The 12,746-nt window shown below is 73.0% G+C and carries 9 protein-coding genes; 3 read left to right on the forward strand and 6 right to left on the reverse strand.

From position 1 onward, the window contains the following. The first annotated feature begins 56 nt into the window (after positions 1-56). On the forward strand, positions 57-2,732 hold the full coding sequence (locus HD594_RS13750; RefSeq protein ID WP_184751484.1) for a phosphoenolpyruvate carboxylase: 2,676 nt from the start codon (positions 57-59) through the stop codon (positions 2,730-2,732). A gap of 3 nt (positions 2,733-2,735) precedes the next feature. Here the strand turns inward: HD594_RS13750 and HD594_RS13755 are convergent, their stop codons facing one another. From HD594_RS13755 to HD594_RS13765, 3 genes are all read right to left on the reverse strand, one after another. Beyond that, on the reverse strand, positions 2,736-3,353 hold the full coding sequence (locus HD594_RS13755) for a YitT family protein (RefSeq protein WP_246414050.1): 618 nt from the start codon (positions 3,351-3,353) through the stop codon (positions 2,736-2,738). A 55-nt stretch (positions 3,354-3,408) separates the two neighbouring features. Then, complete coding sequence (locus tag HD594_RS13760) at positions 3,409-4,008, reverse strand: gamma carbonic anhydrase family protein (protein WP_184751486.1); 600 nt, start codon at positions 4,006-4,008, stop codon at positions 3,409-3,411. A gap of 125 nt (positions 4,009-4,133) precedes the next feature. Further along, positions 4,134-5,123, reverse strand: coding sequence for a zinc-dependent alcohol dehydrogenase family protein (locus HD594_RS13765; protein ID WP_184751487.1), 990 nt, complete (start codon positions 5,121-5,123; stop codon positions 4,134-4,136). 137 nt (positions 5,124-5,260) lie between these two features. Here HD594_RS13765 and HD594_RS13770 point away from each other — a divergent pair, with 137 nt between their 5' ends. Then, on the forward strand, positions 5,261-6,733 hold the full coding sequence (locus HD594_RS13770) for an HNH endonuclease signature motif containing protein (protein ID WP_184751488.1): 1,473 nt from the start codon (positions 5,261-5,263) through the stop codon (positions 6,731-6,733). Positions 6,734-6,779: 46 nt separating this feature from the next. On the opposite strand, the gene HD594_RS13775 is transcribed toward HD594_RS13770, so the two are convergent. Further along, the gene (locus HD594_RS13775; protein ID WP_184751489.1) at positions 6,780-7,709 is read right to left on the reverse strand and encodes a glycosyltransferase family 2 protein; all 930 of its coding nucleotides are present in this window, start codon (positions 7,707-7,709) and stop codon (positions 6,780-6,782) included. Positions 7,710-7,769: 60 nt separating this feature from the next. Then, the gene (gene mfd / locus HD594_RS13780; RefSeq protein WP_184751490.1) at positions 7,770-11,426 is read right to left on the reverse strand and encodes a transcription-repair coupling factor; all 3,657 of its coding nucleotides are present in this window, start codon (positions 11,424-11,426) and stop codon (positions 7,770-7,772) included. 41 nt (positions 11,427-11,467) lie between these two features. Here mfd and HD594_RS13785 point away from each other — a divergent pair, with 41 nt between their 5' ends. Continuing rightward, complete coding sequence (locus HD594_RS13785; protein ID WP_184751491.1) at positions 11,468-12,094, forward strand: hypothetical protein; 627 nt, start codon at positions 11,468-11,470, stop codon at positions 12,092-12,094. A gap of 15 nt (positions 12,095-12,109) precedes the next feature. Here the strand turns inward: HD594_RS13785 and pth are convergent, their stop codons facing one another. Continuing rightward, a complete protein-coding gene (gene pth / locus HD594_RS13790) occupies positions 12,110-12,694 on the reverse strand; it encodes an aminoacyl-tRNA hydrolase (protein ID WP_184751492.1) in 585 nt (194 codons plus the stop codon). Positions 12,695-12,746 lie beyond the last annotated feature (52 nt).

Below are 12,746 nucleotides of genomic sequence, written 5' to 3' on the forward strand. Positions count from 1 at the left end.
CGTCGCATGACGGCCGCGTCACGAGGGTGAAACACCTGGACGCTAGCGTTGAGCGCATGCGTGAGCTCACCCGAACCGAAGCCATCGACCTCGTGGGCCGATTCGAGGCCGGACAGGAGATCCCCGAGCAGATGCGGGCCGATGTCCGCCTCCTCGGATCGCTGCTGGGCCGAGTCCTCCGCGAGAGCGGCTCCCCCGGACTCTACGAGGACGTCGAGCGCCTGCGCATCGCGACGATCCAGGCGTACACCGACGAGACGCCGGCGGCGTTCGAGCGGGCGACCGCCATCGCCGACTCCTTCACCGTCCAGCGCGCCGACGAGGTGGCCCGCGCCTTCACCTCGTACTTCCACCTCGTGAACCTCGCCGAGGAGCACCAGCGCGTGCGGATCCTGCGCGAGCGCGACGGACGCCCCGAGAAGGAATCGGTCACCGACTCCGTCGCGGCGGCATTCGTCCGCCTCGCCTCCGAGGTCGGCGACGACACGGCGCTGTCGCGCCTGCAGGCGCTGCGCTTCCACCCCGTCTTCACCGCCCACCCGACCGAGGCGCGCCGTCGCGCGGTGTCGTCCAGCATCCGGCGCCTCTCGACGCTGCTGGACGAGCACGACGCGTCGCTGCGCAACGGGGCCGACCAGCGCCGCGCCGAGCGGCGCATGGTCGAGGAGATCGACACCATGTGGCGCACGGCCCCGCTGCGCGCCGAGAAGCCGTCGCCCGTCGACGAGGTGCGCTCGGTCATGGCGGTGTTCGACGAGACGCTCTACACCGCGATCCCGCACGTGTACCGCCGCATCGACGACGCTCTGCAGGGACCGGCGGCCGGCAGCCGCGCGCCTGTCGTGCGCCCCTTCGTGCGCATCGGCTCCTGGGTCGGCGGCGACCGCGACGGCAACCCGTTCGTGACGGCCTCCATCACCCGCAAGGCCGCGAAGATCGCCAGCGAGCACGTGCTGCTGGGGCTGGAGCGCACCGCCAACCGCATCGGCCGCACCCTGACGCTGGATGCCGCGACCACGCCGCCGTCTGACGCGCTGACCGCCCTGTGGTACGCCCTGCGCGCCGCCGACGAGGACGCCGCCGACGAGATCGCCAAGCGCTCCCCCGACGAGCCGCACCGGCGCATCATGCTGCTGATCGCCCGGCGCATCGAGGCGACGCGCGTGCGCGACGCCGATCGCGCGTACCGCACGCCCTCGCAGCTGCTGGGCGACCTCAAGGTCGTGCAGGACTCGCTCGTGGCCGCCGGAGCCCCGCGCCAGGCGTACGGGCACCTCCAGCAGATGCTGTGGCAGGTCGAGACGTTCGGGTTCCACCTCGCCGAGCTCGAGGTCCGCCAGCACTCGGCGGTCCACGCCAAGGTGCTCGCCGAGCTCGACGCCGGCGGCGAGCGCAGCGAGCTGACCGAAGAGGTGCTCGACGTCTTCCGCTCGATCGCCTACCTGCAGGACCGCTACGGTCCGCGCGCGGCAGGACGCTACATCGTCTCGTTCACGCAGTCGGCGCAGGACCTCGCGAACGTCCACCGGCTGGCCGCGTACGCCGCCGGACCCGAGGGCACCGCGCCGGTGCTCGACGTCATCCCGCTGTTCGAGACCTTCGCCGACCTCCAGGCCGCGCCCGGCATCCTCGCCGAGATCGTCGAGCATCCCGAGTTCGCCGCACGCCTGGCCGACACCGGCCGCCGTCTCGAGGTCATGCTCGGCTACTCGGACTCGTCCAAGGACGTCGGACCCGTCGCGGCGAACCTGGCGCTGTACGCCGCACAGGAGCAGATCGCGCAGTGGGCGGACGAGACGAAGATCGAGCTCACGCTGTTCCACGGCCGCGGCGGCGCGCTCGGCCGCGGCGGCGGCCCCGCCAACTCGGCGATCCTCGCCCAGCCGCCGCACTCGGTCGACGGGCGCTTCAAGCTCACCGAGCAGGGCGAGGTCATCTTCGCGCGCTACGGCGACTCGAGCATCGCGATGCGCCACATCGACCAGGTCGCCGCCGCCGTGCTGCTGGCCTCGGCGCCGTCCATCGAGGACCGCAACTCGCAGGCCGCCGCGCGTTTCGCGGCGGTCGCCGAGACCATGGACGCCGCGTCGCGCGAGCGCTTCTACGCGCTCGTGAAGGCCCCCGGCTTCGCGCCGTGGTTCGCGCAGGTGACGCCGATGGAGGAGATCGGGCTGCTCGCCCTCGGATCGCGCCCGGCGCGCCGCGGCCTGTCGGTGGAGTCGCTCGAGGACCTGCGGGCGATCCCGTGGGTGTTCGCGTGGACGCAGGCGCGCATCAACCTGGCGGGCTGGTTCGGCCTGGGCACGGCGCTCGAGGCCGTCGGCGACGCGGACCTGCTCACGGACGCGTACGACCAGTGGCCGCTGTTCCGCACCATGATCGACAACGTCGCGATGAGCCTCGCGAAGGCGGACGCCCGCATCGCGCGCCGCTACCTCGACCTCGGCGACCGCACCGACCTCGCCGACCTCGTGATGGAGGAGATGGAGATCACCCGCAGCTGGGTGGTCCACCTCACCGGCGGCACCGAGCTGCTCGGCAACCGTCCCGTCCTCCAGCGCGCCGTCAAGATGCGCAGCCCCTACGTCGACGCCCTGTCGCTGCTGCAGCTGCGATCGCTGCGCGCGCTGCGCGAGGCGGCGCTCGAGGGCCGGGACGCCGATCCGGATCAGCAGCGCCTGCTGCTGCTGTCGGTCAGCGGCGTCGCCGCGGGCCTCCAGAACACCGGCTGAGGCTCAGTAGCCCATGTAGCGGCCGGGGCGGTGGTTGAGCGCGATGATGCCGTTGAGCGCCACCGCGCCGGCCGCCGACATGAGCACCAGCAGCGGCGAGACGACGATGAGCGACAGCAGCACGACGACGCCGTCCAGCGCCATCTGCACGTAGCCGGCGCGCCAGCCCAGGCGCTCCTGCGCGATGAGCGCGACGATGTTGAACCCGCCGAGGCTCGCGGAGTGGCGGAAGAGGATCAGCAGGCCGACGCCGGCGAGGACGTTGCCCAGCAGGGCGGCGTACAGCGGGTCGATGGGCACCTCGCCCAGCACCGCCCGGTGCAGCGGGCCCAGGAGCGACACCGCCACGACGCACGCGAGGCTGCGGAGGATGAAGGGCCAGCCGCGCTTGGCGACGCCCAGCGCGAAGAACGGGATGTTGACGGCGACGAAGATCACGCCGAACGGGATCGGCACGGCGTAGCTGATCAGCAGCGACAGTCCGGCCGTGCCGCCGGTGACCACTCCCCCGGTGCTGAGCAGGTACAGGCCCAGCGACGCGACCAGGACGCCCGAGAGGAGTCCTGTCAGATCGTCGAGGATGCTGTGGCGGACGCCGACGGGTTGGGGAGCGGTACTCATCCCCTCCATTGTCGCCGACGCGCGCGCCGGCCCCGACCGGGCGGGTGCCCGCGGCTCAGTCGAGTCGGGTGTCGTGGACGTGGCGGGCCAGGCTGCTGCCGTAGCGCTCGGTGAGCTGCACCATGAGATCGGGGGTGTCGCGATCGAGCCCGAACACGTACCCGGGGAAGTCGAGCTCCTTCTGGGCGTCCCAGATCTCGTCGTGGCGCTCGGGCGGGAGGATGCGGACGGGGTCGCCCACGGCGACCCACCCGATCGGCACGACGGTCGCCTCGGCCAGGTGCGTGCGCAGATGGACGACGGCGTTGATGCGCACTTCGCAGCGCGCGTCGATGTGCGCCCCGTTGAACACCCGCGTGCCGGTCGCGAGGAACACCTCGTCGCCGATCGTCGCGCCCGACACGCTCGCCATCGGGCCCACGAGCGTGTTGTCGCCGATGTGCACCGGGTTGGTCGCGCTCGCGCGGATGAGCGCGTTCTCCATGACGATGACGCTCGCCCCGAGGGTGATCGGGCCGCCTTCGCTCGTGATCACGGCGCCGTGCAGCACCTGGCAGTCCGGCCCGATGGTCACATCGCCGCTGATGACCGCCGTCGGCGCGATGACCGCCGTCTCGTGGATGCGGGGCTCGGCCCCCAGATGCTCGAAGCGCATGATGCATACGCTAGCCTCCCGGCGCGCCCCGCCGGGAGAGCCGGGCGGATCGGTGGAGAGAGCGTCGCGCCGGGCGGCGACGGAGCGTCGCGGCGGAGTGCGGCGACGGCATCCGTCGGCATCCGTCACTCCATCGCGATGACGAGGCTGCCGCGCGATCGGTCGGCGCGCAGGTCGTCGAGAGCCGCATCCACCTCGCCGAAGGGGTACGCGGTGACCTCGGGGGCCAGGTCCAGCCGGTGCGCGAGGCGCAGGAACTCGTCGCCGTCGGCGCGCGTGTTGGCCGTGACGCTGCGCAGATCCCGCTCGCCGAACAGCAGATCGTCGTAGCTGAACTCCGGGATCGGCGACATGTGGATGCCGGCGCTGACGACGGTGCCCCCGCGCACCGTGGCCGCGAGCGCCGTGGTCATGAGCTCGCCCGCGGGCGCGAACACGATGGCGCTGTCGAGGAGGTCGGGCGGGACGGCATGCGACTCCCCCGTGAACGCCGCCCCCAGCTCGCGCGCCAGCTCCCGGTTGCGCTCGCCCCGCGTCATGGCGAACACGCGGGCCCCGGATGCCATCGCCAGCTGCGCCGCGATGTGCGCGCTCGAGCCGAACCCGTAGATCCCGAGCGTGCCGCCGGGCGGCAGGTTCGCGCGCGTCAGGGCGCGGTAGCCGATGATGCCGGCGCACAGCAGCGGGGCGATGCGCAGCGGATCGGCGCCCGGCGGCAGGGCGTAGGCATAGGCGGCGTCGACGACGGCGTACTCGGCGTACCCGCCGTCGGCGTCCCAGCCGGTGAACGTCGCACGCTCGCACAGGTTCTCGCGTCCCGAGCGGCAGTGCCGGCACTGGCCGCACGTGGCTCGCAGCCACGCGATGCCGACGACGTCGCCGACGGCGAAGCCGGTCACGTCCTCGCCGGTCGCGGTCACGTCGCCGACGATCTGGTGCCCCGGGATGACCCGGTCGCGATGGGGTGCGATGTCCTCGTCGACGACGTGCAGGTCCGTGCGGCACACGCCGCACGCGCGCACGCGCACGAGGAGGTCGCGGGGCCCCGGCTCGGGTGCGGGGACGCTCCGTCGCACGAGAGTGCGGGAGCCGCGGTCGACGGTCCAGGCGTCCATGAGGGCGACGCTACTCCGGGCGCTGCGACGGTGCACGGGATCGGGTCGCGGGGCGCCGCAGCGGGTGCCTGCCGAGCATGTCTCCCTGCCGCCGCGGGACGCCGGCGATGTCGGAAGCCGCTCGTACTCTCGAACAAATGAACGAATCAGCGCACGGCGAGCCCGCCGAGAACGTTCCGGCCGATGTGACCTACCCCGATGCCGTCCTGGCCCAGCCCGACGAACCGTGGCCGGACGAACCGTGGCCGGACGAGCCGTGGGACGTCGCGTGGGCTCCGCTGCTGCGAGACGACGACCCGGACGGACCGCGCTTCACGCCCGAGTCGAACCACGGCGCGGCGATGCGCGAACTCGAGGCGGCCGCGTTCCGGGCGCGCGTCGCGGCGGCCGACCAGTGGCACGTCATCGACGAGGTGCTCTCGGCGGCGCGCGCCGAGCCCGAGCTGTGGGTGGGCCCCGATCCGACGCTCGCGCCCGACTGGCGCGATGTGCGGGGGCGCACGGTCGCGGCCGTCCGTCGCGACCGGCGCGACCTCGCCGTGCGCGCCGCCGCCGTCGACATCGCGGTGCGCCTGCAGCTGTCCGAGGCGACCGTGCAGGCGCGCGCCGCGCACGCGGCGATGCTGCGCGAGCGGGCTCCCGCGGTGTGGGCGCGGTTCCTGGGCGGATCCGTTCCGGAGGCGAGCGCGACCGCCGTCGCGCAGCTGGTCGGGACGCTCCCCGGCGATGCGCCCGAAGCGTGGGCGGTCTTCGAGGAGCGCGTGCTCGCCGCCGCGATGCGGCTGGCGCCCGGGCGCTTCCGCACGGTGGCCCGCCGCGCGCGGGAGCGAGCACACCCCGAGACCATCGACACGCGGCACCGGCGCGCCGCCGCCGACCGCAGCGTGTGGATCACCCCCGAGCTCGATGGCATGTCCACGCTGACGGCGCTGCTGCCGGCCGCCGCGGCGCACGGACTGAAGCGGCGCATCGACCACGCCGCACGCGAGCTCCGCCGCGCGCCCGACGAGCGGCGCACCCTCGCGCAGCTGCGCGCCGACGTGCTCGCCGACCTCGTCCCGGCCGCCGCAACGAGCGGCGCCGCCGGTGCGAGCCTCGCCGGCACCGCGGAACCCGCGGGAGCGTCAGGGCCCGCCGGCGCCCCGGCCGCCACCGTGGCGGTGACGGTGCCCGCGCTGACGCTTCTCGGAGAGGACGACGGGCCGGCGATCCTCGACGGCTACGGCCCCATCGACATCGACACGGCGCGCAGGCTCGCCGGCACCGCGTCGTCGTGGGTGAGGATCCTGACCGATCCGGTCACCGGGACGGTGCTCGACGTCGACCGCCGCACGTACCGCGTTCCGGCCGACCTCAAGCGGTGGCTGGGGGTGAAGCATCCGCTGTGCGTCTTCCCGGGGTGCCCTCGCGCCGCCGCCGACTGCGACGTCGACCACGTGCTCGACTGGCAGTACGGCGGGCCGACCGCCGACGACAATCTCGCGCCGCTGTGCCGCCCGCACCACCGGCTGAAGCACGAGTCGCAGTGGCACCTCGAACGCGACGGCCGCACGCTCGCGTGGACGAGCCCCACCGGTCATGGCGTGGAGGTGGATCCGGCGCCGTTCTGAGACTGGGGGCGAACGCACTCCCGGGCGCGAGCCGGGTGGACGTCCGTCACATGACGCCGGCGGGGTCCCATCGGTCCCACGAGCGCCATGGAGCGGATGCACGCACCCACTCGGGCGAGTCCTCGGCATCCCGCCGAATGTGATCCCACGACTCCGCCAGCGCGGCGTCGTCGAGCGCGTCCAGCGCGAACCAGTGCCACCCCCGATCGTGGTCCCCCGTGCGCGCGTGCGCCGCGGCGCCACGCCGCGCCTTGCGCACGCGATGCTCGCGGCTGCGCCACTGGTAGTGGAGCAGATGAAGCCCCTCGGCGCGCGTGCCATCCCGAAGCACCTCGTGGTTCCCGGGGCGGACGTAGACCGTCGGTCCCGCGCGGAACGCCACCTTGCGCTCGATCGACGAGGCGTCTGCAGCGTCAAGCCGGCGAACGAGGACCTCCTCGTCCTCACCGAACGACAGCTCGTCTCCGAGGGGAACGACGTCGTGCATCACGGCGTGCAGCACGGAGTCGGTCGACCCTGCCAGGTGCGCCGCGAGCGACTGGCCCGGCGCATACCAGTGCTCATCGGCATCGAAGGGGATGATCCACTCCGCTCCCGCGCTCCACGCGAGGTGCGAGAGGTAGGTCATCTTCTCGGGCTGCAGGAACCGCGGCTCCCGATCCTCGACGAGATGCACAGCGCCGTCGCGGGCGAAGTCCGCGAGGACATCGGGCGTGCCGTCGGTCGAGCCGTTGTCGGCGACGATGATGCCGGCGACATCCTGATCGAGGAGATGACGGAGCGTCTCGCCGATCACATCCTGCTCGTTCCGCACGCCTGCCACAGCCCACACGCTGCCGCGCACGGTCGAACGCCGGGGCAGGCCGCGCACCGTCATGGCCGATTCCACGTCATGCCGCGCAGAGCCCCGGTAGCCCTTGATGTGCGCGTGCAGCGCGCGCGGCACGTGGCGGTGGTACAGGCTCTGCAGGTCCATGGGCTCCTCGGCGCTTCAGCGCGCCGCCCTGTCGGGCTTGGCGGCGGTCGTCGCCACAGCCTAGCCCGCCGGGGTCGCCGAGCCCGCCGCCACCGCATCCTTCCTCGGCCACAGCTGGTCGAGCAGCTGCTCGACCCACGTGATGAGGTCGGCGTCGCCGATCCGCTCGCCCGCGGCGGTCGGCAGCGGCACGACGAGGGCGTCGCCGCCGGCGAGCAGCTTCGCCTTCGGGTACAGCCGCTGCAGGCGCACGCGCATCGAGTCGGGCAGCCGGGCGGGGGCGATGCGCAGGTTCGGGCCCATCGCGACGACGTCCGACAGCCCGGCCTGCGCGGCCCGGCGCCGCAGGCGCGCCATCGCGATGAGGCCGGCGCCCTCCTCGGGGAGGTCGCCGTACCGGTCGGCGAGCTCCTCGACGACGAGGGCGATCGCGTCGTCCTTGGCGGTGGCGGATGCCGCGGCCGACAGCTTCTGATACGCCTCGAGGCGCAGCCGCTCGCTGTCGATGTAGGTCTCGGGGATGCGCGCCTCGACGGGCAGCTCGAGCCGCAGCTCGGCGGGCCCCTCGGTCTCCTCGCCGCGGAACGTCGCCACGGCCTCGCCGATCATGCGCAGGTACAGGTCGAAGCCGACGCCGGCGATGTGGCCGGCCTGCTCGGCCCCGAGCAGGTTGCCGGCGCCGCGGATCTCGAGGTCTTTCAGCGCCACCTGCATGCCGCTGCCGAGGTCGTTGTTGACGGCGATCGTCTCGAGGCGGTCGGCGGCGGTCTCGGTCAGCGGCTTGGCCTCGTCGTACAAGAAGTACGCGTATGCGCGCTCGCGCGCCCGGCCCACGCGGCCGCGCAGCTGGTGCAGCTGCGACAGCCCGTACTTGTCGGCCCGGTCGATGATGATCGTGTTCGCGTTCGAGATGTCCAGGCCCGTCTCGATGATCGTCGTCGACACCAGCACGTCGGCCTTGCGCTCCCAGAAGTCGTCGACGACCTGCTCGAGCTGGTGCTCCCCCATCTGGCCATGCGCGACGGCGATGCGCGCCTCGGGCACGAGCTCGGCGAGGTCGGCCGCGACGCGCTGGATCGACTGCACGCGGTTGTGCACGTAGAACACCTGCCCCTCGCGCAGCAGCTCGCGGCGGATCGCCGCGGCGATCTGCTTGTCGTTGCGCGCGCCGACGTACGACAGGATCGGATGCCGGTCCTCGGGCGGCGTCTGCAGCGTCGACATCTCGCGGATGCCGGTCACCGCCATCTCGAGCGTGCGCGGGATCGGCGTCGCGCTCATCGCGAGGATGTCGACGTTCGTCTTGAGCTTCTTCAGCGCGTCCTTGTGCTCGACGCCGAAGCGCTGCTCCTCGTCGATGATCATGAGGCCGAGGTCCTTGAACAGGACCTTCTCGGTGAGGATGCGGTGCGTGCCGATGACCATGTCGACCGTGCCGTCGGCGAGGCCGGCGATCGTGTCGCGCGCCTGCTTGTCGCTCTGGAAGCGCGAGAGCGGCCGCACTTTGACGGGGAAGCCGGCGAAGCGCTCGGTGAAGGTCTCGAGGTGCTGCTTGACCAGCAGGGTCGTGGGGACGAGCATCGCGACCTGCTTGCCGTCCTGGATCGCCTTGAACGCCGCACGCACGGCGACCTCGGTCTTGCCGAAGCCGACGTCGCCCGACAGCAGCCGGTCCATCGGGATCGACTTCTCCATGTCTGCCTTGATCTCGTCGATCGTCTGCAGCTGGTCGGCGGTCTCGGCGAACGGGAACGCCTCTTCGAGCTCGCGCTGCCACGGCGTGTCGGGGCCGAACGCGTGGCCCTTGGCCGCGACGCGCGCCGAATACAGCTTGACGAGCTCCACCGCGATGTCGCGCACGGCCTTGCGCGCCTTGGACTTCGCCTGCGCCCAGTCGCTGCCGCCCATCTTCGACAGCGCCGGGGCTTCGCCGCCGACGTAGCGCGACAGCTGGTCGAGCTGGTCGGTGGGGACGAAGAGCTTGTCACCGGGGTACCCTCGCTTGCTCGGCGCGTACTCGAGCACGAGGTACTCGCGCTGCGTCTTGACCGGGTTGCGTCCCCCCGACGAGACCTCGCGCTGGATCAGCTCGACGAACCTGCCGATGCCGTGCGTGGCGTGGACGACGAAGTCGCCGGGCGTGAGCTGCAGCGGGTCGACGACGTTGCGCCGGCGCGAGGCCAGCTTCTTGACGACCCTCTGGTCGCCGCCGATGGTGCGCCCGTAGAACTCCGACTCGGTCAGCACCGCGAACTTCGCCTCGGCGGACTCGAACCCGCTCTCGAGGGTCGCCACCGCCAGGTGCGCGACGCCCGGCTCGGGGACGGCGTCGAGGTCCTCGACGCGGCGCGCACCGATGCCGCGCTCGGCGAGGACGTCGGCGGCGCGTTCGACCAGCCCCACTCCGCCGGCGACGACGGCCACCCGCCAGCCGTCGGCCAGCAGAGCGCCGACATGCTCGATGGCGCCGTCGACGTTGCCGTGGAAGGACGGCACCGGCGACGCCGCCACGCGCGTCATCGCGACCTTCTCGAGCGCCGCGTCGATGTCGATGTCGGTGTCGATGAGGCCCTCGGCGACGGCGTCCGCCGCACCCGAGTCGAAGGCGCTCAGCGTCCACCACACACCGCCCCGCTCGCGTGCGACGTCGCGCAGCAGCGGAAGCGCGACGAAGTCGCCCGAGGACAGGCCGCTGCCGAGCACCGCGGACGTGTCGACGGGCGTCGCGGCACCGGCGGTCGCGGCGCTCCACGCGGCGTCGAGGAACTCGCGGTTGGTCTCGCCCAGCGTGATGGCGCGGGTGACGCAGCGCTCGGGATCGACGACGGCGACGGCCGTGCCCTCGGGCAGAGCGTGCACCAGGGTGACGAGCCCGTCGAGGACGGCGGGCATGAGGGATTCCATCCCCTCGACCGGGATGCCCTCGCTCATCTTCTCGAGCATGGCGCCGAGACCCGGCAGCCGGTCGCGCAGTGCGCGGGCGCGCCGGCGCACATCGTCGGTGAGCAGCAGCTCGCGTGCGGCGAGCAGATCGACGGCGTCGACCTCGCCCGGCAGCGACCGCTGATCGGCGACCGAGAAGGCACGGATCTGGTCGACCTCGTCGCCGAAGAACTCCACGCGGTACGGCTGCGGCGCCGTCGGCGGGAAGACGTCGAGGATGCCGCCGCGCACCGCGAACTCGCCGCGGCGCGAGACCATGTCGACGCGGTGGTACGCCAGCTCCACGAGCTGCGACACGACGTCCTCGAGTTCGACGCCCCGACCGCCGACCGAGAGGCGGAGCGGCTCGGTCTCGCCGAGCCCGGGCGCGATCGGCTGGATCGCGGCGCGCACCGACGCGGTGACCACGAGGGGGGACTCGCCGTCCCAGCGGGCGATCTCGTGCAGGATCTCGAGCCGCCGCCCCACCGTCTCGGCGGACGGGCTCAGCCGCTCGTGCGGCAGCGTCTCCCACGCCGGGAAGTGCAGCACGTGAGCGCCGGGCAGCACGGCTTCGAGCGCCGGCCCCAGCGAATCGGCGCGGCGGCCCGTGGGCGAGACGACCAGCACGGCCTGCGGCCTGCCCGCCGCGCGCCGGCGCTCCAGCAGACCGGCCAGCAGGGGCGCGTCGAGTCCTTCGACCAGCGAGAAGTCGGCGTCGACGGATGCCGCGCCCAGCGCATCCCGAAACGATTCAGCCTGCTCGAGGGCGCGCACGATCCCGGGAACTGTCACCGGAGAAGTCTACGTGGCCCGTGCCCTCATAGGATGAGCACGTGACCGACCCCGCGCAGTCCCCGACGCCTCCACCCGGCTGGACGCCGCCGGCCACGCCCCCGTTCGGGGCACCGGTCGGTCCGCCCGCAGGCGCACCGGCGCCGGCCTCGGGCCGCCCCGCCCCGTCGCCGGCGCCGCAGTACGGGCCCCCGCCCGGGTCGCCGTACGCTCAGCCCGGCGCGCGCTACACACCGCCGGGGTACGCGGGAGCACCGGCCCCGCGCCCGGCCGAGCCGCGTCGCTCCCCCGTCATGGGGATCGTCGCGCTCGTCGCCGCCGTCGCCGCGATGGTCGGCGCATCGATCGCGGGCGGCATCGCCGCCTTCAGCGTCGGCCTCGGGACGGGCGGCCAGATGTCCGCGCAGCCGCTGGCCGGCGACTTCGACTGGTCCATCCTCTCGCCCGTGCGCGACGCGGTGCTCGCCGGCGAGGTGTCGTTCTGGATCGGCACGGCGCTGGGGCTGTGGGCGCTGGTCCAGGGGACCATCGCCATCGTGCGCGGCTCCGGACGAGGCTTCGGGGTCGCCGCCGTGCTGGTGGCGGCGCTCGGGCCGATCGCGTTCTTCACCGCGGTTCAGATCGGGATCTCCACGGGGCTCGCGACCGGGGCCGGCTTCACCGGCTGAGCGGGGCCGCGGCGCTCACGCCCGCGGCGCGTGGTGCTTCTGCTGCGCGGCGAGCAGGCCCTCGTCGATCAGCTTCTCGACCGCGTCGGCGGCGTCCGACAGCAGGATCGGCAGGTTCTGCCGCTCGGCGCCCGCGAACGGGTCGAGCACCCAGTCGGCGGCGTCCTGACGTCCCGGCGGGCGCCCGATCCCGACGCGCACGCGCGGGAACTCGGGCGTGCCCAGAGCCTTGGCGACGTCGCGCACGCCGTTGTGGCCGCCGTGCCCGCCGCCGGTCTTGAGCTTGATCGTGTCGAACGGGATGTCCAGCTCGTCGTGGACGATCACCACCTGCTCCGGCTCCACGCCGTAGAACCGGGCGAGGTTCGCCACGGGGCCGCCCGAGACGTTCATGAACGAGTTCGGCTTGGCGAGGATCATCTTGGCCGCGCCGGGGCGCAGCCAGGTCTCGGCCACGCGGGCGTTGGCCTTGTGCGCACGGAAGGACTCGCCGCGGCGCGACGCGAGCTCGTCGAGCACCATCTGCCCGACGTTGTGCCGCGTCGCCTCGTATCGCGGGCCGGGGTTCCCGAGCCCCACCACCAGCCACGTCTGCGCCATGGCGTCATTCTCCTCGGTTCGTGCGGCGCACGACGGCGCCTCGAGACGAAGC

Source organism: Microbacterium thalassium (assembly GCF_014208045.1).
Taxonomy (GTDB): domain Bacteria; phylum Actinomycetota; class Actinomycetes; order Actinomycetales; family Microbacteriaceae; genus Microbacterium; species Microbacterium thalassium.